Annotated in this window: 19 protein-coding genes; 9 read left to right on the plus strand and 10 right to left on the minus strand. The window is 70.9% G+C overall.

Features of this window, described 5'->3' with window-relative positions:
* Positions 1-22: 22 nt before the first annotated feature.
* The 5 genes from ACWGJM_RS33360 to ACWGJM_RS33380 all read right to left on the minus strand — a co-directional run bounded on the left by ACWGJM_RS33360 (position 23) and on the right by ACWGJM_RS33380 (position 5,094).
* Positions 23-757 carry a bifunctional DNA primase/polymerase gene (locus tag ACWGJM_RS33360; protein WP_453415485.1) on the minus strand — a complete coding sequence of 245 codons (735 nt, stop codon included), beginning with the start codon at positions 755-757 and terminating at the stop codon, positions 23-25.
* 171 nt (positions 758-928) lie between these two features.
* Positions 929-1,564: a TetR/AcrR family transcriptional regulator gene (locus ACWGJM_RS33365; protein WP_453415486.1), complete on the minus strand. Its 636-nt coding sequence runs from the start codon at positions 1,562-1,564 to the stop codon at positions 929-931.
* Positions 1,565-1,655: 91 nt separating this feature from the next.
* Positions 1,656-2,645, minus strand: coding sequence for a small ribosomal subunit Rsm22 family protein (locus ACWGJM_RS33370; RefSeq protein WP_453415487.1), 990 nt, complete (start codon positions 2,643-2,645; stop codon positions 1,656-1,658).
* 20 nt (positions 2,646-2,665) lie between these two features.
* On the minus strand, positions 2,666-3,847 hold the full coding sequence (locus tag ACWGJM_RS33375; RefSeq protein WP_453415488.1) for a serine hydrolase domain-containing protein: 1,182 nt from the start codon (positions 3,845-3,847) through the stop codon (positions 2,666-2,668).
* The gene (locus ACWGJM_RS33380; protein ID WP_453415489.1) at positions 3,793-5,094 is read right to left on the minus strand and encodes a multidrug effflux MFS transporter; all 1,302 of its coding nucleotides are present in this window, start codon (positions 5,092-5,094) and stop codon (positions 3,793-3,795) included. Before ACWGJM_RS33380 ends, ACWGJM_RS33375 begins: the two co-directional genes overlap by 55 nt.
* 95 nt (positions 5,095-5,189) lie before the next feature.
* Here ACWGJM_RS33380 and ACWGJM_RS33385 point away from each other — a divergent pair, with 95 nt between their 5' ends.
* Positions 5,190-6,209 (plus strand): Gfo/Idh/MocA family protein, encoded by a 1,020-nt coding sequence (locus ACWGJM_RS33385; protein WP_453415490.1) that lies wholly within the window; start codon positions 5,190-5,192, stop codon positions 6,207-6,209.
* Positions 6,206-6,964 (plus strand): SDR family oxidoreductase, encoded by a 759-nt coding sequence (locus ACWGJM_RS33390; protein WP_453415491.1) that lies wholly within the window; start codon positions 6,206-6,208, stop codon positions 6,962-6,964. The genes ACWGJM_RS33385 and ACWGJM_RS33390 overlap by 4 nt, the downstream gene beginning before the upstream one ends.
* Before the next feature lie 395 nt (positions 6,965-7,359).
* Here ACWGJM_RS33390 and ACWGJM_RS33395 read toward each other — a convergent pair whose 3' ends face one another.
* Positions 7,360-8,556 (minus strand): D-alanyl-D-alanine carboxypeptidase family protein, encoded by a 1,197-nt coding sequence (locus ACWGJM_RS33395; RefSeq protein ID WP_453415492.1) that lies wholly within the window; start codon positions 8,554-8,556, stop codon positions 7,360-7,362.
* A gap of 154 nt (positions 8,557-8,710) precedes the next feature.
* On the opposite strand from ACWGJM_RS33395, the gene ACWGJM_RS33400 reads away from it, so the two are divergent.
* Positions 8,711-10,201, plus strand: coding sequence for an ABC transporter permease (locus ACWGJM_RS33400; RefSeq protein WP_453415493.1), 1,491 nt, complete (start codon positions 8,711-8,713; stop codon positions 10,199-10,201).
* Positions 10,202-10,249: 48 nt separating this feature from the next.
* Positions 10,250-10,954, plus strand: coding sequence for an ABC transporter ATP-binding protein (locus tag ACWGJM_RS33405; RefSeq protein WP_453415494.1), 705 nt, complete (start codon positions 10,250-10,252; stop codon positions 10,952-10,954).
* Between the two features lie 46 nt (positions 10,955-11,000).
* Here ACWGJM_RS33405 and ACWGJM_RS33410 read toward each other — a convergent pair whose 3' ends face one another.
* Both ACWGJM_RS33410 and ACWGJM_RS33415 read right to left on the minus strand, forming a co-directional pair.
* A complete protein-coding gene (locus tag ACWGJM_RS33410) occupies positions 11,001-11,996 on the minus strand; it encodes an aldo/keto reductase (protein WP_453415495.1) in 996 nt (331 codons plus the stop codon).
* A gap of 56 nt (positions 11,997-12,052) precedes the next feature.
* Positions 12,053-12,379 carry a nuclear transport factor 2 family protein gene (locus tag ACWGJM_RS33415; protein ID WP_453415496.1) on the minus strand — a complete coding sequence of 109 codons (327 nt, stop codon included), beginning with the start codon at positions 12,377-12,379 and terminating at the stop codon, positions 12,053-12,055.
* 141 nt (positions 12,380-12,520) lie between these two features.
* On the opposite strand from ACWGJM_RS33415, the gene ACWGJM_RS33420 reads away from it, so the two are divergent.
* From ACWGJM_RS33420 to ACWGJM_RS33440, 5 genes are all read left to right on the plus strand, one after another.
* On the plus strand, positions 12,521-13,066 hold the full coding sequence (locus ACWGJM_RS33420; RefSeq protein ID WP_453415505.1) for a DoxX family membrane protein: 546 nt from the start codon (positions 12,521-12,523) through the stop codon (positions 13,064-13,066).
* Between the two features lie 43 nt (positions 13,067-13,109).
* Complete coding sequence (locus ACWGJM_RS33425; protein WP_453415497.1) at positions 13,110-13,445, plus strand: MazG-like family protein; 336 nt, start codon at positions 13,110-13,112, stop codon at positions 13,443-13,445.
* 221 nt (positions 13,446-13,666) lie between these two features.
* A complete protein-coding gene (locus ACWGJM_RS33430) occupies positions 13,667-13,792 on the plus strand; it encodes a hypothetical protein (RefSeq protein WP_453415498.1) in 126 nt (41 codons plus the stop codon).
* A gap of 293 nt (positions 13,793-14,085) precedes the next feature.
* Positions 14,086-18,165: a golvesin C-terminal-like domain-containing protein gene (locus ACWGJM_RS33435; protein WP_453415499.1), complete on the plus strand. Its 4,080-nt coding sequence runs from the start codon at positions 14,086-14,088 to the stop codon at positions 18,163-18,165.
* Positions 18,162-18,977 carry a hypothetical protein gene (locus tag ACWGJM_RS33440; RefSeq protein ID WP_453415500.1) on the plus strand — a complete coding sequence of 272 codons (816 nt, stop codon included), beginning with the start codon at positions 18,162-18,164 and terminating at the stop codon, positions 18,975-18,977. Before ACWGJM_RS33435 ends, ACWGJM_RS33440 begins: the two co-directional genes overlap by 4 nt.
* A gap of 32 nt (positions 18,978-19,009) precedes the next feature.
* On the opposite strand, the gene ACWGJM_RS33445 is transcribed toward ACWGJM_RS33440, so the two are convergent.
* Positions 19,010-19,810 (minus strand): hypothetical protein, encoded by an 801-nt coding sequence (locus ACWGJM_RS33445; RefSeq protein ID WP_453415501.1) that lies wholly within the window; start codon positions 19,808-19,810, stop codon positions 19,010-19,012.
* Between the two features lie 529 nt (positions 19,811-20,339).
* The gene (locus tag ACWGJM_RS33450) at positions 20,340-20,873 is read right to left on the minus strand and encodes a hypothetical protein (protein WP_453415502.1); all 534 of its coding nucleotides are present in this window, start codon (positions 20,871-20,873) and stop codon (positions 20,340-20,342) included.
* Between the last annotated feature and the right edge of the window lie 130 nt (positions 20,874-21,003).

A 21,003-nucleotide genomic window follows, 5' to 3' on the forward strand; every position in this document is an offset into this window, starting at 1 on the left:
CGGTGGCCTGCCGGCCGGGGGGTCAGTGCCGCAGGGGCCAGGCCGCCGCCGCGTGGCCGGGTTCGTCACCGGCGTAGCGGGCGCAGGCGTCGGTGAGGACCTCCAGCAGGCTCAGCGGGTCCGGCAGCGGATGCTCCGGGCCGCGTACCCAGCGCACGGCCTGGCCGTCGCCCGGCAGCCGGGCCGGCGGGACCAGCACGTACGAGCCCCGGCAGTGCCAGCGCAGGCCCGGGTGCTCGTCCATGGTCTCGGGGTGGCAGTCCAGCTCGCAGGGCCACCACTCGTCCTCGTCCTCGGGCGTGCCCCGGGTGAGGGTGAAGAACAGCATGCGGCCGTCGTCGCTCTCGGCGACCGGGCCGACCTCGACACCGGAGCCGAGCAGCCTGTCGAGCGCCTCCCGGCCGGCCTCCAGGGGGACGTCGAGGACGTCGTGCACCATGCCGGTGGCGGTGACGAAGTTGGCCTGCGGCTGGTGCCGGGCCCAGCGTTCGATCTGGGCGCGGTCGGCGGTGGACTGCGTCTGCCAGGCGAACGACACCGGGTGCCGGGCGGGGGTGGGGCAGCCGACGCGGTCGCAGGAGCAGCGGTAGCCGGGCGCGGGGTACGCGGCGGGCGCGAGCGGAAGTCCCGCTCCGGCGGCGGCCAGCAACAGGGTCTCACGGCCGCCGTCGTCGGCGGCCTGCTTCGGGCGGCGTCCGCGCAGCCACTGGGAGATTCTGCCCTGCCGGCCGGACCGGCTGTCGAACTCCGCGCTCATCTATCGCCTCGCCTCGCCTGTCGTGCGGTCAACATGCCCTATGGTCGCACCGTCCCGCGCTCCGGGAGGCCGGAGCCGACATCCGGGGTGAGTGAGACAAGACATACCGCGCACCCGGATCGGGGGTGAACAGCGCATTTCCGGGCGCGGTTTCCCGGATACGGCCCCGGCTCAGCGCGGGGCGAGGCCGTACAGCGCGTAGTCGACGAGGGTGTCGGTGTACTCGTAGGAGATCGGGCCCGTGTACTGGAGCCAGCGCTGGGCGAGAGGGGAGATGAAGAACTCGAGGGCGATGCGCGGGTCGATCTCGGGGCGGACCTGGCCGGCGTCCTGGGCGGAGCGCAGGCGGTCGACGTACAACTCGAGGGACGGTTCCATGAGCTTGGCCATGAATTCGCGGCCGACCTGTTCATTGACCACGCCCTCGGCGGCCAGGGCCCGGGAGGGCGCCTCGAACCGGGGATCCGTCAACTGGTCGACGGTGGCCCGCAACACGGCCTTGATGTCGGCGGCGATGTCACCGGTGTCCGGGATGGCGTACGGCTCCTGCTCCGACGTCCCCGCGTCCCGCGCCGCCTGTTCGCTGAGGTCCAGGAAGGCCTCCAGCAGGACCTCCGCCTTCGAGGACCACCACCGGTAGATGGTCTGCTTGCCGACCCCGGCGCGGGCGGCGATTCCCTCGATCGTGGTCTTCGGGTAGCCGATCTCTCCGACGAGTTCGAGGGCGGCGGCGTAGATGGCGCGGCGGGACCTCTCGCTGCGGCGGGTGGTGTCGGGGCTGGGCTGGGCGGGCTTCTGGGCGGCCATGGGCTCGAATCTATCAGGTTGACAAGACGGATCGTCTCGCCGTAGTGGGCCTCGGCGGCTGCCCGGGCTGCCGCGTGGTTGGGGGCCCGGCTCAGCTCTCCGCGGGTGGCCAGGCATCGCCCCAGTCCGCGTCCCGGGCCGCCTTGTACAGGTCGCCGTGGCGTTTGGTGACCGTCGTCCGGTGCAGTTGCTCGTCCGTCTCGCACAGGTCGAGGAGGACCTGGCCCTTGCGGATCTGCGGGCGCCGGACCACCCGGGCGGGCGCGGGGGTGACGGGCAGGCGGGTGGCGGCGACGTAGCTGAACTTCTCGTCCTCGTACGCCAGGGAGCCGCCCTTGACCTGGCGGTGGAGGGAGGAGCGGCTGACCCGCGCGGAGAAGTGGCACCAGTCGGTGCCGGGGGCGATGGGGCAGGCGGCGCTGTGCGGGCAGGGCGCGGCGACGTGGAAGCCGGCCTGGATGAGGCGGTCGCGGGCCTCGATGACGCGGGCGTAGCCGGCGGGGGTGCCGGCCTCGACGATCACGACGGCCCGGGCGGCCCGGGCGGCGGCGTCGACGAGCGCCGCGCGGTCGGCCTCGGTCAGTTCGTTGAGGACGTAGGAGACGGTGACGAGGTCGACCGGGTCGAGGGCGAGGGCCGCGCCGATCCGGGCCCGCTGCCAGCGGGTGTCCCTGAGGGCCGGGTGGGCGGCGGCGATCTCCTTTCCGAGCGCCAGCGCGGGCTCGGACCAGTCCAGTACGGTCACCGGCCGCGTCCCGTCCCAGGTGGCGCTGACCGCCCAGGTCGCCGCGCCGGTCCCGCCGCCGACGTCGGCATGGCTGCCCGGCACCCACCCGGGCACGGCGTCCGCGAACGCCGCCAGCGCCGAACGGACCGCCTCGAAGGTGGCCGGCATCCGGTAGGCGGCGTACGCGGCGACGTCCGCGCGGTCCCGGAGGATCGGCGCGTGGGTCGGGGTGTCCCCCCGGTAGTTGGCGATCAGCCGTTCCACGGCCCCGGCGGCCTGCGAGGGCGGTAGCCCGTCGAGCAGTCCGGTGAGGGTCGCGCGGAGGGTGTCGGCTGCGGAGGCGGGGGCGTTCACACGCCGATTCTCTCAGGCTCTCAGGCCCCCTGGACCGCCCGGGCCATCCTCGTCGCCGCCGCTGCCCTGGGCCCGCTGTCCGGTGGCCGCCGGCGGGGATGCACGGTGTTGGCCAGCAGCACCAGGAACGTGTCCGTGGCCGGGTCCAGCACCAGGGACGTCCCCGTGAAGCCGGTGTGGCCCGCCGCTCCCCCGCCCGCCAGCTCTCCCATGAACCACGGCTGGTCCACGGCGAAGCCCAGGCCGGGCGGGGTCAGCAGCAGTTCCACCAAGTCGGGGCCGAGGATGCGCGCGGGACCGTACGCGCCGCCCGCGAGAAGGGTGCGGCAGAAGACCGCGAGGTCCCGGCCCGTGCCGAACAGGCCCGCGTGGCCGGCCACCCCGCCCAGCGCCCAGGCGTTCTCGTCGTGGACCACGCCCCGCAGCATCCCCCGGTCCGCCTTGGCCCACGGCCGCCGCTGGTCCTCGGTGGCCGCGGCGTCCGGGCACGGCCCGAAGCCGGTCGCGGTCATCCCCAGCGGCCGGGTGATCCCCTCGTGCACCAGGACGTCGAGGGTGCGGCCGGTGACGCGCTCCAGCACGAACTGGAGCAGCAGCATGTTCAGGTCCGAGTAGAGGTACGTGCCCGGCTCACCGATCGGCGCCTCGGCCCGCAGCAGCGCCAGCCGCGCGGTGTCGTCGGCGCAGTCGTACAGCGGCAGCTCGGGGCGCAGCCCGGAGGTGTGGGTGAGCAGCTGCCGCACGGTGATGCCGTGCTCGGCGGCGGCCCGGAACTCCGGGAGGTAGGCGCCCACCCGGGCGTCCATCCCGAGGGTGCCCCGCTCGATCTGCTGGACGGCGGCGACCGAGGTGAACAGCTTGGTGAGCGAGGCCAGGTCGAAGGGGGTGTCGACGGTCATCGGCACCCGGGCGGCCGGGGGCAGTTCGACGCCCGCGTCGGTCTCCGGGTCGTAGGAGCCGTACCGCACAGCCCAGCCCGCCGCCTCCCGCGCGGCGATCACCGGCCCGCGCCCGGCCACCACGACGACGCCCGCCGCCCAGGGGCGTTCCCGGGTGGTGAGGCCGCGGACCTCGCGGACCAGGCGGCCGAGTTCCGTGCGGTCGAGCCCGGCCCGTTCCGGGGTGTCGACGCGCAGTCTTGGTGCGCTCAGCTCTCTGCTCCCTCCGTCCCCGTACGCGTACGGGTGTTCCAGGGACGGCACATTCCCACGAAGCAGGCCAGCGCGACCAGTGATCCCGCCAACTGGACGACGGCCATGGGCACGGCGCTGTGCTCCCCGGCGACGCCGACGAGCGGCGAGGCGACCGCTCCGACGAGGAAGGAGGAGGTGCCGAGCAGCGCGGAGGCGGAGCCGGCCGCGTGCCGGGTGCGCAGCAGGGCGAGGGACTGGGCGTTGGGCAGGGTGATGCCCATCGCGGACATCAGCACGAAGAGGGCGGCGGCGACGGGGGCGAGGCCGACGTCCCCGAAGGCGCCGGCGGACATCAGCAGCAGCGCGCCGGCGGCGAGGACGACGGCGGTCAGACCGACGGCCAGCACCCTGTCCAGGGGCACCCGGCCGACCAGCACCTTGCCGTTGATCTGCCCGGCGACGACCAGGCCCACGGAGTTCAGCCCGAACAGCAGGCTGAACGTCTGCGGGGAGGCGCCGTAAATTTCCTGGATCACGAAAGGCGAGGCGCTTATGTAGGCGAAGAGCGCGGCGAAGGCGAAGCCGCCCGCGAGCACGTAGCCGGTGAAGGGCAGGTCGGCGAGCAGCCCGCGCATCGCGCGCAGCGCCTCGCCGACGCCGCCGACGTGGCGTTCGGCGGGCGGCAGGGTCTCGGGCAGCCTGAGCCAGACGACGCAGGCCAGCAGGGCCCCGACCACCGTCAGGACCACGAACACCCCCCGCCAGTCCGTCACCCGCAGGATCTGTCCGCCGATCAGCGGCGCGACGATGGGCGCGGCCCCCGAGACCAGCATGAGGGTGGAGAAGAAACGGGCCATGGCCACGCCGTCGTACAGGTCCCGGACGACCGCCCGGGCGATGACGATCCCGGCGGCGCCCGCGAGTCCCTGTGCCAGCCGGAAGGCGACCAGGGTCTCCACGGTGGGCGCGACCGCGCACAGGGCGGTCGCCACGACGTACACGGCGAGGCCGGCGAGCAGCGGGCGCCTGCGGCCCCACCGGTCGCTCATCGGGCCGACCACCAGCTGCCCGAGGGCCATCCCGGCCAGGCAGGCGGTGAGGGTGAGCTGGACGGTCGCCGCGGGGGCGTGCAGGGAGCGGGTGACCGCGGGCAGGGACGGGAGGTACATGTCCATCGCCAGCGGGGGTGTCGCGGTGAGGCCGCCGAGGACGAGGACGAGCAGGAGGCCGGTGCGGCGCACGGCCGGGACGGACGGCTCCCGCGGTGCGGACCCCTGCTTCAGCTCCGGTGCCGACGCCGCCGCGTGCTCGCCCATGTGCCCCTCCCTCTCTGTGCCGACCGGCACCTATGCTCTCAGCTCGTACACGCCGGTCGTACACAGTGCCGGGGATCACATGAGCGAGGGTGGGGATGGCGGAGCAGAGCGTGCGGTGGGGAATCCTGGCGACGGGCGGGATCGCCGCCGCGTTCACGGCGGACCTGGTGGACCTGCCGGACGCGGAGCTGGTGGCGGTGGCCTCGCGCAGCGGTGAGTCGGCGCGGGCGTTCGCGGAGCGGTTCGGGATCCCGCGGGCGTACGGCGACTGGGAAGCGCTGGCGAAGGACGAGGACATCGATGTCGTGTACGTCGCCACCCCGCACTCGGCACACCGGGCGGCGGCCGGCCTGTGCCTGGAGGCCGGGCGGAACGTGCTGTGCGAGAAGCCGTTCACGCTGAACCTGCGCGAGGCCGAGGAACTGGTCGAGCTGGCGCGCGGGCGCGGGCGCTTCCTCATGGAGGCGATGTGGATGTACTGCAACCCGCTGGTCCGGCGGCTGAAGGCGCTCGTCGACGACGGCGCGATCGGCGAAGTGCGCACTGTGCAGGCCGACTTCGGTCTCGCCGGGCCCTTCCCGCCCGCGCACCGGCTGCGGAACCCGGCGCTCGGCGGCGGCGCGCTGCTCGACCTGGGCGTGTACCCGGTGTCGTTCGCGCAGCTGCTGCTCGGCGAGCCGTCCGACGTGACCGCCCGCGCGACGCTGTCCCCGGAGGGCGTCGACCTCCAGACGGCCGCCCTGCTGTCCTTCGGCGGCGGCGCGCTCGCCTCGGTGCACTGCTCGATCGTCGGTGGTACGTCCGTCTCGGCGTCGGTGACCGGCTCGCAGGGCCGGATCGACATCCCGCACGGCTTCTTCCACCCCGACCGTTTCGTGCTGCACCGCGACGGCCGCGACCCCGAGGAGTTCGCCGCCGACCCGGCCGACGGACCGCGCAGCAGCCTGCGGCACGAGGCGAAGGAGGTCATGCGGGCGCTGCGGGCGGGTGAGACGGAGTCCCCGCTGGTGCCGCTGGAGGGCACGCTCGCGGTGATGCGGACGCTGGACGCCGTACGGGAGCGCATCGGTGTGCGCTATCCCGGGGAGGAGGCCTCGTACGCTTCCGTGTCATGACTGACACGCGGACGAGGATCGCGGTGGTGACCGGCGCCGGTTCCGGCATCGGCCGGGCGGTCGCCGTGGAGCTGCTGCTGGCCGGATGGTCGGTGGCGCTGGCGGGGCGGCGTACGGAGACCCTGGAGGGGACGGCGGCGCTGGTGCCCGAGGGCGCCGCGCTGACCGTACGGACCGATGTGGCGCGGCCCGAGGAGGTGGCCGCGCTCTTCGCCGCCACCGTGGACCGGTTCGGGCGCGTCGACCTGCTGTTCAACAACGCGGGCACCTTCGGCCCCGGCGGGGTGCCCGTCGAGGAACTGCCTTACGACGCCTGGCGGCACGTGGTGGACACCAACCTCAACGGGGCGTTCCTGTGCGCACAGGCCGCGTACCGCCGGATGAAGGAGCAGGACCCGCAGGGCGGGCGGATCATCAACAACGGTTCGATCTCGGCGCACACGCCCCGCCCGCACTCGGCCGCCTACACCGCGACCAAGCACGCGCTGACCGGTCTGACCAAGTCGCTGGCTCTGGACGGGCGGCCGTACCGGATCGCCGTCGGACAGATCGACATCGGCAACGCGGCCACCGACATGACGGCCCGGATGTCGGCGGGCGCGCTCCAGGCCAACGGGGAGGTAGCCCCGGAACCGGTGATGGACGTCGCCGACGTGGCGCGCACCGTGCGGCACATGGCCGAGCTGCCGCTGGAGGCGAACGTGCAGTTCGCGACGGTCCTGGCGACGACGATGCCGTACGTGGGGCGGGGCTGAGTTCCCCGACGCTCCGTCAACTCCCCGATCCACACAAGCGGAATTCCAACGTCCGCGGTATTGCGGCCGATAGCGGACCTATGCTCAAATTTCTTCACCAGAGCTTCACAGTTGGAGCACTGGTGTTCCGCGACCACACCGAGGGGGGAAGCGGCAGCCGTTCCACGGCACCGGAGTGGGGGTGGACCTTTCGCGCTGGAGCGCGGGGTACGCACCGGTGAGTGGAACGGCTGCCGCTTGAGCAGGCAGGGCCTGCCGCCGTGTTCGGCTTGCGCGCGACGGCCGGCACGCGTGCTCGCGGCGTTGCCTGACCGTCGACGGGGCGGACGACCAGCCCCGGCTGCGAAAGTCCCTCGCCCGCCTGCGGGCGGACGACGGGACCTTCGCACCAGACCCTAGCCCGGCTGCTCCGCGTCCGGCTTGCCCTCCGCGACCGGCTTGCCCTCCGGGACCGCCCCCGCCTTGCGCCGCCGCAGTGCCCACGCGCCCGCGCCCAGCAGGGCGACCGTCCCCGCGGCCCCTTCCAGCAGCCTCCAGCCCGATGAGCCGCCCGATGCCGAGCCCGGTGCCCCGGCGGCGGCCTGGGCGGTCTTGCGCGCCGGCGTGGGGCTGGCGCTCGCCTTCGCGCCGCCCTCGCTGAGCGGCTCGACCAGCGTGCCGACCTCTCGCGCGGAAGCGCCCCTGCCGAAGCCCCAGTCGAGCAGTGCGGCGGTCTCCTCGTAGACGGCGTTGCCGCCGCTCTTGGGGTGCATCACCGTGACGAGCAGGGTGCGCCCACCGCGCACGGCCGCGCCGGTGAAGGTGTTGCCGGCATGACTGGTGTAGCCGTTCTTCACCCCGATCAGGCCCTCGTACGTGCCGAGGCCCCACGCCCCCGTCAGCAGCCGGTCGGTGTTCTGGATCTGGAAGGTCTTCTTGCCGCCCGCCGGGAAGTCGGCGGTCCGCGTGCCGCAGTAGCCCCGGAAGTCGCCGTCCTTCAGCCCGTGCCGGGCGAAAAGGGTCAGGTCGTACGCCGAGGACAGCTGGCCCTTGTGGTCGAAGCCGTCCGGGCTGACCACATGGGTGTCCAGGGCCTGAAGATCGTCCGCCTTGGCCTGCATCTCGGCGACCGTCCTCGCCAGCCCGCCGTTGAGGTGGGCGAGGACGTGCACCGCGTCGTTGCCCGAGCGCAGGAACACCCCCTGCCACAGCTGGTGGACGGTGTAGGTGATGCCGGGCTTGACGCCGACCAGGCTGGAACCGGCCGGGACGTCGGCCAGGTCGGCATCGGTGACCTTGTACTTCATCCCACGGTCCAGCTTCCGCAGCACGGTGTCCGCGAACAGCATCTTCAGCGTGGACGCCGGCGCCAGCCGCCGGTGCGCGTCGAACGAGGCGAGCACCTCACCCGTGTCGTGGTCGGCGACGAGCCATGAGCGGGCGGTGAGCTTCCTGGGCAGCCCGGTGGCGCCGCGTACCTGGATTCCGGTGCGGGCCAGCCGTTCTCCGCCTATCACCGTCGCGGCGGACGCGGGCGTGGCAGCCGACAGAGGAAGGGCGGCGGCCGTCAGACCTAGGGCGGCACGCCGACTGAGCCGAGAACAATCGTGCATCCCGGGACCGTACACCGAGCCCGTCATACGAAAATCTCATCCCCTACCCGCTTTCTCAGCCCTGACACATGTTTTACCCAGGCACGCTCAAAGGTTCCTCCCTAATTTGGCGACGCCGCGCCCACAGCGGGCGCCAAGAACCTCGAGGAACGGGATGTTTGGCATCTATCTCAAGCGCGAGCTGAGCCGGCGCAAGAAGGCCGCTCTGGTCATCGCGATGGGTCTGGCGCTCGGAATCGCGCTGGTCATCACCGTCAACTCGGTGTCGGCCGGCATGCAGCAGGCTCAGGACAAAGTCCTGAAATCGCTGTACGGCCTGGGGACGGACATGACCGTCACCAAGGCCCAGACGGCACCCAAGGCCGGCAGCTCGCAGGGGGCCCCGAACTTCAAGTTCGACGCCAAGTCGAGCAGCAAGACCTCGCAGAGCTCCGACCGGGTCATGACACAGGGCGGCCAGGCCCTGAAGTCCTCCCTGGTGGAGAAGGTCTCCGCGCAGAAGGGCGTGGACAGCGCGGTCGGCGCCCTGTCCCTGAACGTCACCAAGGTCGACGGCTCCTTCACCCAGGGCAAGGCGAAGTCCTCCACGTCAAGCTCGTCGGGCTCCTCCGGCTCCCAGCAGCAGGGCGCCCCGGCCGGCGGCAACAGCGGCGGAGGCGGCGGTCAGCCGCAGGTGCAGGGCGGCGGCGCCAACTTCAACGTGAACAACTACTCCGTGGCCGGCGTCGACGTCACCGACCAGGAGCTCGGCCCGCTCGCCGCGATGAAGATCACCTCCGGTAGGACCTTCACCTCGGCGCAGACCAACGCCAAGGTCGCGGTGGTCGGCAAGTCCTACGCCAAGGAGAAGAAGTACAAGGTCGGCTCGACCTTCAAGATCTCCGGCACCAAGTACAAGGTCATCGGCATCGCCACCCCCGACAGCAGCGAGTCCACCACCGACGTCTACCTGCCGCTGAAGCAGGCGCAGACGCTGGGCGACGCCAAGAACCAGGTCACCACGATCTACGTCAAGGCCACCGACTCCAAGCAGATCTCCGCCGTGAAGAAGGAGATCCAGTCCAACATCTCCGGCACGACGGTCACCACCTCCTCCGACCTGGCCTCCACGGTCTCCGGCTCCCTCTCCACCGCCTCCAACCTCGCCTCCAGCGTCGGCAAGTGGCTGTCCATCGCCGTCCTGGCCGCCGCCTTCCTGGTGGCCGCGCTGCTCACCTCCTCCGCCGTCTCCCGGCGCGTGCGTGAGTTCGGCACCCTCAAGGCGCTCGGCTGGCCGAGCCGCAAGGTCACCCGCCAGGTGGTCGGCGAGTCCATGGTCAACGGCCTGATCGGCGGCGGCCTCGGCATCGCCCTGGGCCTCGCGGCCGCCTACACGGTCACCGCGATCAGCCCGAAGCTGACCGCGCAGCTCGGCAACAGCGGTGGCGGCACGGGCGGCGGCCCCGGCGGCGGCCCGGGCGGCGGCGGCCCCGGCCAGCAGTCCGCCTCCAACACCCTGGAGATCGCCCTGTCGGCCCCCGTCTCCCTGACCACCATCGCGCTCGCGGTGGGCCTCGCGGTCACCGGCGGCCTGATCGCCGGCGCCATGGGCGGCTGGCGCGCCTCCCGCATGCGCCCGGCCGACGCCCTGCGCAGCGTCTCGTAACCCCCCTGCTTCCCGTCGCTTCCCGTCGCTTCCCGTTACGGAGTTCCCATGTACAGACTCACCGGCGTCACCAAGCGCTACACGCGCGGCAAGGAGACGGTGGAGGCGCTGCGCGGCGTCGACCTCACCATCGCCGACGGCGACCAGCTCGTCATCCAGGGCCCCACGGGTGGCGGCAAGTCCACCCTGCTCCAGATGATCGGCGGTCTCGACCGCCCGACCGAGGGCAGCGTCGAACTGGACGGCGTGGACCTCGCCCGTATCAGCGAGACCAAGCTGACCCGGCTGCGCGCCGAGAAGATCGGCATCATCTTCCAGGCGTTCAACCTCATCCCGACGCTCACCGCGCAGGAGAACGTCGAGACCGCCCTGGTCCCCCTCGGCGTCAAGCCCGCCGAGCGCCGAGAGCGCGCGGCGGAGGCGCTGCGCTCGGTCGGCCTCGGCGAGCGCCTCGGTCATGTCCCGACCGAGCTGTCCGGCGGCCAGCAGCAGCGCGTCGCGATCGCCCGCGCGCTGGTCAAGAAGCCGAAGGTACTGCTCGCCGACGAGCCCACCGGCAACCTCGACGAGGGCACCCGCGACGACATCATGGCCTTGCTGGAGGGCCTGTGGCGCGAGTACGGCCTCACCTTCATCATGGTCACCCACGACTCGTCGATCGCCCGCCGCGCACCACGCCTGGCCACCATCAAGGCGGGCCAGATCACGCTGACCGAGCAGCAGCCCTACGTTCAGTACGGCGCCCAGGGCTAAGGCGCCCAGGGCCACCGAGCCCTCCCGCCCGGCCCATCAGGGCCGCTCACCTCCCGAGTATCCGGTCGATGTCGGCCAGCTGCCCGGAGGTGAGCGGCCCCTTCTCGATGGCGCCCGCGTTCTGCTCCGCCTGGGCGACGGAACGGAAGCCGGGGATCGGGACGGTACGCGGACTGCGCGCCCACAGCCAGGCGAGGGCCCCTTGGGCGGGGGTGCGGCCGTCGCTGGTGAGGACGTCCTTCAGGGCGTCGACCCGGGTCAGCCAGTCGGGGTCGGCCCCCGCCCCGTCGACGTAACCCCCCAGCCAGGCCGGCGGCCGACTGCGGATGTCCCCGGCCTCCAGCGCGTCCCCGGCCCGGCGCTTTCCGCTGAGCAGCCCCATGGCGAGCGGACCACGGTTGATGCTCGCGAGCCCCGACCGCTCGCACAGCGCCAGCATCTCGGGCGCGTCCTGGAGGACGTTGAGCGTGTGCTGTACGGCGGCGCAGTGCTCCCCCTCGGCGAAGACGGCGGCGCGGGCCGGATCGTCCGTACTCCACGCGTAGGCGCGCACGAGCCCCTCCTGGACGAACTCCTCGCACAGGTCCCGGAGTTCGGCCGCACGGCCGGTGTCCAGATCCGCCAGGTGCAGCTGATAGAGATCGATGTAGTCGGTGCCGAGGCGGCGCAGGGAGGCGGTGAGCGCGCGGCGGGCGTGCTCCGGTGAATCGTCGCTGCCGGTGAGAGTCCGGGTGTCCTCGTCGAACACGTTGCCCCACTTGGTGGCGACGACGACGTCGTCCCGCCGCTTGCCGAGCGCCCGCCCGAGGACGCGCTCGCTGTGACCTGCGCCGTAGGTGTCGGCGGTGTCGAAGAAGGTGACGCCGAGGTCGAGGGCACGACGGACGGCCTGTACGGACTCCTCGTCGTCGACCTTGCCCCACCCGAGGGGCTGCCCGTCGGCGCCCTGCCACTCACCGCCGATGGCCCAGCAGCCGAAGCCGAGCGCGCTGACCTGTATGCCGCTACGTCCCAGTGTCCTGGTGCTCTCGTTGCTCTCCATGGCAAGGACGCTAGAAGTTGAAGCGCACACGAGGGCAAGCCCTTACCGTGAAGCAGTCACGCCTGCCCGGTCTCGAACCGCGAAATCCGCCCGTCGTCCTCCACCACGAAGCTCCACCGGGTACGCATCTCGCCCCACGTGTCGTTGCGGTACCGGGCGACGAACGCACGGCCGCCGCGGGACTCGTTGTCGACCTCCAAGTGCCCGTGAGAGGAGAAGATCTCCCGGTCGATCCACTCGGCGAGGTCCCGGTCGGAGCCGTCGTCGGACATGGTGGCGCCGGGCGCGAGGAGCGCCATGAAGCCCTCGCGGTCATGGGCGTTGACGGCGTTGACGAAGGCCCGGACGGCCGGATCGCTGAGCTTGGCTGTCTGAATCGTCATGGCAGCCAGAGTCACACCGCTCCCTGGGCCCCGCCACCCGAACGGCACGCCGGGCAGGGCGGAGAGGTGTGGACGATGCGACGGTGGAAACGCGAAGGTGACTGTTTCTGCCGGCTGTATGACTGGAGAGCAACCGTGACGGTGAACCGCTACGACCGACGCGATCTGGGCCTGCTGCTGCTCCGTCTGGGTACCGGCGGAGTACTGGCGGCCCACGGCACACAGAAGCTGTTCGGCTGGTTCGGCGGGCATGGCCTCGAAGGGACCGGCAAGTTCATGGAGTCCGTCGGCTACGCCCCCGGCAAGGCGAGCGCGACGGCCGCGGGTCTGGCGGAGACGGGCGGCGGCACGCTGCTGGCGCTGGGCCTCGCGACCCCGGCGGCGGGCGCGGCGGCGGCCGGCGCGATGGCGGGCGCGGCGGCGGTCCACATGCCCAGCGGCTTCTTCGCCCAGGAGGGCGGCTACGAGTACGCGGCCACCCTGGCCCTGGCCGCCACCGGCCTCGCCATCACCGGCCCCGGCCGCCTCTCCCTCGACCACGCCCTCGGCCACCTCCTCGACCGCGGCTGGATGGTCCCGACGGCGCTCGGAGTGACGGCTGCGGCTACGGCGGTGGTGATCGGGGCGCGGAACAAGCGGCTCCAGAGGTCCAAGGAAGGCGAACAGGAACCCCTGTTCGGAGACTGACGCCCCGTTCGCAGACCGAGAGGTCCATGGCAGTCTGCGTTCCATGACCGATCAGGCCCCGGACCTCTGGCCCACCATCGACGCCCTACAGACCTGGCTGGACGCCAACCGCCCACCCGACGCGGCGGACTCCCTCCTCCTGCGCATCCTGAAACTCTCGGAGGAGGTCGGCGAGGTCGCCCAGGCGGTGATCGGCACCACCGGCCGCAACCCCCGCAAGGGCGTCACCCACACCTGGCAGGACGTCGAGGCCGAACTCTGCGACGTCGTCATCACGGCGCTGGTGGCGTTGCGGACGCTTACGCCGGACGCGCGGGAGGTCTTCGGCCGGCATCTGACCAGGGTGGCGGAGCGGTCACTGGGCACCGAGCGGGCTTGAGGAACATGCCGCCCGGGGATGGTTTCAGGCCATCCAGCAGCCGAGCCTGTTTGTCATGTGCAAGTTGTGGCTAGAGTGACTCCCGGTGTCGACCTGAACTGCGCGGAACGAAACAGAACGAAGCTGCTGCCATCTGATACGGCACAGCCACCCACCGGGGGAACGATCAGTGGCACCCGTGCCGCCCGCCCCCGTCTGCCATGTGGACATGAGGGGGATTCATGCGCCTCGGAAGCGGAGCCGACCCGGCCGCCGCGGGTGTCATCGGCACGGAGTATGTCGGTGACAACGGCGTCTTCGAGGTGATCACCGCAGCTCCGGTCACGCGGGGCACTCCCCGTCCGTGACGAGCCCATCGTCAGCTGGTTCACCGCCTTCCGCGGGGACATAGCCACCACCACCGCAGCACCCGAACAGAGACACCGGCCCGAAACCACCCGCCCGGCCGGTGGCCGAGGCATCGCCCGGCGGTCGGCTGCGGGAGAGCCGGCGCCCCCAATTGCGGTGGCTGCGGGCCGAGTTGGATGTCGCTTCCACCACCAGGTCACCCTCGCCAGGGGACCGGCCGACCGCCGGCCTGCGCGCCGATGCAGTCGCGGAGTCCGTGCAGAGAACCGCTCTTTCGGACCTTGGAGAACCCTTGAGACTGAGACGCAGGGCACGCACGTCCATCGCCTTGACGGCCGCCGCACTGGTGGTCACCGGCCTGATACCAGCCGCCGCGCCGGCACTCGCCGCCGAGGCGGAAGCGGCACCGACTCCCGGACCGTCCACCCGATCCGCGCCGCCCTCCCAGGTCGACAACCCGGGCAAGAAGCTCGGCACAGGCTGGAAGACGTCCAAGGACCGGGCGGTGACGAGCGCGGCCGACACCGACGGCTTGAAGATCCTGGTGGCCGACTCGGCGAAGGCCTACGCCTGGAAGACCGTCGCCTCGCTGTCGGAGCCGGCGATGACGGCGGACACCTGGATCGGCAACCAGTGCGTCATGGACGCGGATCACATCGCCGCCGTGTACGCGCCCCGCACGTTCACCAACGAGCCCGACCTGATGCAGGGCGGCGCGTTCGCCGCCATCGTCGACACCGCCACCGGCCGGGTGGTGAAACTGCCGTTCACCGCATCGCTCGCCTACTTCGACCCGTCCTGCAACACGGTCACGCACACGGCCGCGTTCACCGCCTTCCGCGACATGAACGACCCGGCGAAGACGAAGACCCGGGTAATGACCGTCAACACGGCGGGCAGCACGATCGGTTCGGCGACAACGGCGGGCGAGATCACCAGCGCGGTACCGGTCAAGGACGGCACGATCGGCGGACGCGGGCGCGCCCTGGTCCACATCGACAAGGCCGGCAAGGTGACGACGCTCGCCACTGCCGACAGCGTCCCGTTCGACATCCGGCTCACCGCGAACGGGCACGTCGCCTTCCTCGACCACAAGGGCGACTCCACCGCACACGCCAAACTCTGGCCCGGGAGCGGCGAGCCCTCCGTGATCGCCTCCGGCAAGCTCAGCGACGTGGATCTGCGCCAGGGTGCCGAGGGCCGGGTGTTCCTCACCGGAGAACCGTCCGCCACACACCTGAAGGACACGGGCGTCACACGCCTCGACGCCCCCGCGGACACGGACGTCTCCACCCTGGGACGCCTCGCCGTCGACCCCGTGATCACCCCCGGCGTCCGCCGCGGCCTGGCCCGGATCAAGGACGCGGGCCAGAACTTCACGAAGAGCAGCCCGGGACCGGAGGGCACCGTGAAGGGCGCGCCGGACACCATGGGCCACGACGAGCCGACCACCGTGACATCCACGGCCACCACCACCGAAGCCAAGCTCACCCAGTCGGTGGCGGAGGCCACAGCCGCCGGGGGAAGCACCACCGTGTCCCCCGCGCTCACCGGCGCCGCCGCCTCCACCACCCTCACCGCCGACGCCGACTCCCGGGCCCACGACCCGGTCGACACCGACCGCTGGTGCTCGGTCCCCCGCAACGACGTGAACTCACAGGCCCTGCAACCCACCCCGAACCAGGTCGAGTGGGCCGTCGACATGGCCGTACGCGGTGATCTGCGCTCGAACTGGATCACCCAGGGCGGCTGGCGCAACCAGATCGGGCTCGGCACCATCGACCCGCAGGGCCTCTTCCCCCGCCCGTCCCTGACCGGCGGCGGCCGTATCCCGGCGAACGTGCTGCTCGGCGTGATGGCGCAGGAGTCGAACCTGTGGCAGGCCGAACCGGGCTCGATCCCCGGCCAGATGGGCAACCCGCTGGCCTCCTACGCCGGTTTCTACGGCCACAAGGGCGACGACCCGGCCGCGTACTGGAAGATCAACTGGGCGAACTCCGACTGCGGTTACGGCGTCGGACAGGTCACCGACGGCATGCGGCTCGCGGGGCACGAGAAGGCGGGCGAGACCGCCCTGCCCGTGGCCACCCAGCGCGCGGTCGCCCTGGACTACTCCGTCAACGTCGCCGCCTCCCTGTACATCCTCGCGGACAAATGGAACGAGCTCCACGAGTCGGGGCAGACGATCACCGTCAACAACGACGACCCCGCCAAGCCCGAGAACTGGTTCGCCGCCCTGTGGAACTACAACCTGGGCTTCAACAAGAAGGCGGACGAGGGCACGAACGGCAACTGGGGCCTCGGCTGGTACAACAACCCCGCCAACCCCGTGTATCCCGCCTCCCGGTCGGCCTTCATGAACACCGACATCGACCCGAACGCCGCCAAGGACGCCGCGCATCCGCAGAACTGGCCGTACGAGGAGAAGGCGCTGGGCTGGGCCTCCTGGTCCATCGACACCGGCTACTCCTACGCCACCTCCGGCCGGCAGGACTGGCCGGGCGAGTCCGGCTTCTCGTCGGCCGGCTTCCGCCCCTCCTACTGGAACGGCACGGCCGACCCCTACTCGGTCCCAGGCAGCGCGAAGTACAACCGGGCGCACGCCACGCCGTCGCTCGACACGTTCTGCAACAGCAAGAACAGCTGCGACACGGCCAACCCGCCCGACTGCCCCGACGCGGCCTGCTACACCAAGTACTGGTGGCACGAGTCCAACGCCACCTGGAAGAGCGACTGCGCCACCACCTGCGGCTTCGAGAACATCAAGTACCAGACCCTGGCCACCGAACCGGGACGCGGCACCCGGCTGAAGTACGGCACCCCCATCTGCACCAACGACGGTCTGCCCGCGGGCACGCTGCTCGTGAATTCCGTACCCGACAACACGAACACCTACAGTCTGTGCGATTCGACCGGCACCGACGACGGGAGCTTCGAGTTCACCTTCAACTCCGACGGCTCGGTCGGCCCCGGCCTCGGGCAGTACGAGGCGAAGGGCGACCTGTACCAGGTAGGAGGCGGATACGACGGCCACTTCTGGTACGCCCACACCCGTAACGAAGCCCACCTCGGCGACGGGGCCGACTCCAACGGGAACAAGGTCGACGGGCCCATGACGGTCAAGGGAACCTGGACCCTCGGCCAGAACCTGGACGGCTGGGCCCGGGTGTTCGTGCACCTGCCCGACACCGGCGCCCACACCCAGCAGGCCCACTACACCATCCGCGGCGTGGCGGGCGGCGACCGCGAGCGCTACCTCAACACCCACTACGGCGCGAACACCTGGGCCGAACTCGGCGTCTACCACTTCACCGGCACTCCCAAGGTGGAGCTCACGAACACCACGGACGACGGCAACGCCGACGAGGACGTCGCGTTCACCTCGGTCGCCTTCCAGAAGCTCCCGGGCAAACCGCAGCACATGGTCGTCGCCATGGGCGACTCCTACACCTCGGGCGAGGGCTCAGGGAGCTACTCCAGCGAGTCCGACACCTCCCACGGCACCACCGGGTGGAACGCCTGCCGACGCGGCGCCCACGGCTGGAGCCGCAAGATCCTCCTGCCGTTCCAGGCCACGCCCCTCGGTGACCTCTCCGACGACCACTCCGCGGTCGCCGATCTGGAGAACGTCAGTTGCTCCGGCGCTTCCACCTGGAACGTGCGGGGCAAGGACATCACGCAGAGCGACGCGGAGGTGCATCCCTCCGCCTGGGACGATCCGAGCAAACCGCAGGCTCAGGGCCAGTTCCACGAGATCGCACAGATCGACTCCGGCGTCCTCAGCGAAGACACCACCCTGGTCGTGCTCACCATCGGCGGCAACGACGGCGGAAACTTCACCGATGCCGTCACCCACTGCTATCTCGTCGGTGTGTGCGACAAGGACGACTACACGGCCAAGATGGACACGGCTGTCGACGCGACCGGCAGACTCCTCCGCGAGATCAGCCAGAAGGCTCCCAAGGCGCAGATCGTCCTCATGGGCTACCCTCACATCGTCGCCGACGATCCCTGCCTGACGGCCGACTTCGACACCCTGAACGCCCTCGCCGACGAACTGCGGGACAAGCAGGCCGCCAAGGTCACCGAACTGAAGAACCAGGGGATCAAGGTGGCCTTCGCCGACCCGATCAGCGCCTTCCACGGCCACGGCATCTGTGACAGCGACGAGTGGATCAACCGCATCGTGGCCGGACCGAACGGCGACGGCGACTACCACTCGGGCGATCCGGCCAATCCGATACCGTGCATTCCCCTCACCGGTGTCTGCGCCAGCCTGGAGTCGTTCCACCCCAAGGACCGGGGCACCACCGCCTACTCCGAAGTGATGGACCAGACCCTCGCCGACATCGGATACACGGGCAGCCAGTGATACGCACCTCCGGTTCCACGCCGGTCACGGGGCGGGGCTCCCGCGCCGTGACCGGCGGCTGCCTGGCCGCACTTGCCGCCTTGATCCTCGTCCTCGGCGCCGTCCTCGCCTGGACGGCGTACACGTTCCACCGGGCCGGCACCGGCAACGCGGACCGCCGTACGGAAGCACGGGCCGCGGTGGAACGGCAGGCCCGGCAGGCCGCCTCGGCGACCGTCCGGGCGCTGACCGCGGCGCGGGCATCCGTCAGCGGTACGGCCGCACAGGACATCGTGCTGCGCGACGCAAGAGACCCCGGTCCCGGAGGGGGCGCGGTGGCGCCGGATCTCGGGTACGACCGGGCCACGGGCCGGCTGACCGCCGTCACACCGTTCTCCAGCACGTACGAGGTACGCCCCGCCCTGTGGGGAGCCGTCCGCACGGAGTCGGAGACCCGCTGCTACGCCCTGGTCTTCCGGGGCGACACGGGCACCTGGCGGGCCACCGTCACCGCTCGGTCCGATGCGGACTGCGCGCGACGGCAGCCGGTCACCGACGCGGCCCAGGCCGCCCAGGAGGCCCTGCGCGCCCTCGTCCGACCGGCCGCGACCCGCTCGGAGGTCCAGCGACTCCTCGCGCCGGCCGGCAGCGCCTCCGACGACTACGCCTACGACGTGACCACCGTGACCGGCCGGCGCACCACCGTCACCGTCATCGCCCTCGTGCACGCCGCCGGACAGCAGCAGTGCTACCGGTTCATCCGGAACACCGATTCCTCCGACAGGGACTCCGTCACCACGTTCCCCGTGGCCGCCGCGCACTGCGACGGCTGAGCGCGACACAGTTGTGCGGGTGATTCCGGGGGCTACGAGCCGTCGGCGTGAACCGCGTAGACGTAGCGCTGATCGGCGTATTCGCTGAGGTTCCAGATCACGGATTCGCTGTAGGCCCAGCCGGACGCCCCACTGCTGTGGTAGCTGAGGTCCTCGCACCCGATGGCCAGGTCGCAGACGGTGCTCGCGGTCGAGTCGCCGGAGGTGAAGCTGCGCAGTGCGCCCTTGGTGGATTTACCGGCGCTGACGGAGAGGTAGTGCTTGCTCTGGCGGGACACGACTCCCTGGATCTTCGGCTGGTGGACGGTGACGGCCTCGGTCGCGGTGAGGGAGGCCGGCTGCCGGTCGGTGTAGTCGAGGGTCCAGCGGACGACCTTGGGCGTGGTGGTGCCGGGGCCCGTGCCGTTGAACTTGCCGTCCGTGTAGTCGACGGTGCCGGAGGAGGAGTACTCGCTCACCACCAGACTGTCCGGGGTGCTGGCGCGGTCGAGCCCGATCGTCGAGTAGCGCAGATACGTCCCCGCGTTGTCGTAGGCGTGACTCTGCGGCAGGACGTACTTGTACGCGTAGCCCTGGTACGTCCCGTCGGTCTGCAGACCGCACTGGTTCTTGTCGGTGGTGGCGACCTTGAAGAGCGTGTTCAGGTCGAAGACCCGGAGCCCTTTGTAGGTGTCGACGACGTAGAGGAGGTCGCCGTACCACATGATGCCGCCGGCATGTGAGTGGATGGGATCGAAGGAGTACTGGCCGCCGCTCAGGACGGGTTCGACGAGCAGCACGTGCCGGTACTTCGGTGACGACGCGGTGTTGTGGTCGACGAAGGTGAGCCGCATCCCCTTGTCGAGGGGGTAGTGGTTGCCGTCGTCGGGGTCGGTCTCGAAGCGCCAGGAGACGAGGACGACCTTGTTGCTGCCGTCAGCGGGGTAGAGCCCGTCGCCGTAGGCGTCGGCGCTGGTGGTGATGCCCTGCGGGATCCAGTAGTCGACGGTCTGGTCGCCCGTGTCCCAGGTGAACCCGGTCGCGAAGGCCTCTACCGTGCCGGGGCCTTGCTGAGGTTGTCGGCCTGGCGGTCGGTGTCGCCCACGACTGTGGCGGCGTTCACCTTGGTCAGCCTGGTCGCCAAGCCGGCGATCAGGTCGGCGAATTCGCCATGGGGGTCTGCTGCACGATCGGGTGACAGCGGTCTAATTTCCCCGAGTGTAATGCGCGGTCAACTGGCGGGTGGCGGCTTCTTCGTCTATTGGCTGGCGCGGGGGCTTTCGCAGGTCAGGCGCCGGATCATCATGGTGATGATCGCCCAGTTCAGTCGATCGCCTGCCCGTGGCAGGACAGGACCATGAAGCCCTGCCACGGAACTCGCTCCTACGCCCAGATGTCTTCGTCATCGACGGGTTCGGCTTCTCGGCTGTAGGCCAGGTCCAGGACGTAGCCTTCGGTGACCGGGCAGTTGTTCCAGGCCTCAGTCAGCCAGTCGTCGGAAGCGTCGTCGGTGAGCCGCTCGAGGGTGGTGTTGTAGTAGTCGGCGGTCGCCTGCCGGTTGGTCCACCAGGCGTGCCCCTCGTAGACACCGGGGCTCGGCAGGGCTACCTCGCCGGCGGGCCCGCGGTCGAGTTGGCCGACGACGAGGATTCCCGTTTCGGACTCGATGCTGATGTCGACATGGCCTTCCGCGTCAGCCGGCGGGCTGGGTGGCGTGTCCCAGATGCGGATGGTGACCTCGACGGGGATGTCGGGTTGCAGACTGAGGAAGTACAGGTGGTAGCCGTTTCCTGCCGCCACCTGTACTTCCGCGGCGTCCAGAGCGGCTTCGTCGCCGAGGAAGGCGTCTGCGTCGTAGACCTCTACGACGCAGCGGCCGGGGGTTGCGGTGACGTGATGCTCGGCGAGAAGCGCCATGGTCGGTAGAGCCTTCCTGCTAGTCGGTGATCTTCACGAGCAATGCTCATGACCTGTGGATCGGGCCTCGGGGAGCACGCGAAGGGCGTACCTTCCCGAGTGATCGATTGAAGGTCACCGAGTAGGCCGA

It is taken from the genome of Streptomyces sp. NPDC054834 (assembly GCF_053611185.1).

What these genes read in the sequence shown, in the direction of transcription:
- ACWGJM_RS33365 (WP_453415486.1), bottom strand. Translation starts at nt 1,564, where the DNA reads ATGGCCGCCCAGAAGCCCGCCCAGCCCAGCCCCGACACCACCCGCCGC.
- ACWGJM_RS33405 (WP_453415494.1), top strand. Translation starts at nt 10,250, where the DNA reads ATGTACAGACTCACCGGCGTCACCAAGCGCTACACGCGCGGCAAGGAG.
- ACWGJM_RS33410 (WP_453415495.1), bottom strand. Translation starts at nt 11,996, where the DNA reads ATGGAGAGCAACGAGAGCACCAGGACACTGGGACGTAGCGGCATACAG.
- ACWGJM_RS33430 (WP_453415498.1), top strand. Translation starts at nt 13,667, where the DNA reads ATGCGCCTCGGAAGCGGAGCCGACCCGGCCGCCGCGGGTGTCATCGGC.
- ACWGJM_RS33415 (WP_453415496.1), bottom strand. Translation starts at nt 12,379, where the DNA reads ATGACGATTCAGACAGCCAAGCTCAGCGATCCGGCCGTCCGGGCCTTC.
- ACWGJM_RS33360 (WP_453415485.1), bottom strand. Translation starts at nt 757, where the DNA reads ATGAGCGCGGAGTTCGACAGCCGGTCCGGCCGGCAGGGCAGAATCTCC.
- ACWGJM_RS33425 (WP_453415497.1), top strand. Translation starts at nt 13,110, where the DNA reads ATGACCGATCAGGCCCCGGACCTCTGGCCCACCATCGACGCCCTACAG.
- ACWGJM_RS33395 (WP_453415492.1), bottom strand. Translation starts at nt 8,556, where the DNA reads ATGCACGATTGTTCTCGGCTCAGTCGGCGTGCCGCCCTAGGTCTGACG.
- ACWGJM_RS33450 (WP_453415502.1), bottom strand. Translation starts at nt 20,873, where the DNA reads ATGGCGCTTCTCGCCGAGCATCACGTCACCGCAACCCCCGGCCGCTGC.
- ACWGJM_RS33390 (WP_453415491.1), top strand. Translation starts at nt 6,206, where the DNA reads ATGACTGACACGCGGACGAGGATCGCGGTGGTGACCGGCGCCGGTTCC.
- ACWGJM_RS33380 (WP_453415489.1), bottom strand. Translation starts at nt 5,094, where the DNA reads ATGGGCGAGCACGCGGCGGCGTCGGCACCGGAGCTGAAGCAGGGGTCC.
- ACWGJM_RS33400 (WP_453415493.1), top strand. Translation starts at nt 8,711, where the DNA reads ATGTTTGGCATCTATCTCAAGCGCGAGCTGAGCCGGCGCAAGAAGGCC.
- ACWGJM_RS33445 (WP_453415501.1), bottom strand. Translation starts at nt 19,810, where the DNA reads ATGCGGCTCACCTTCGTCGACCACAACACCGCGTCGTCACCGAAGTAC.
- ACWGJM_RS33385 (WP_453415490.1), top strand. Translation starts at nt 5,190, where the DNA reads ATGGCGGAGCAGAGCGTGCGGTGGGGAATCCTGGCGACGGGCGGGATC.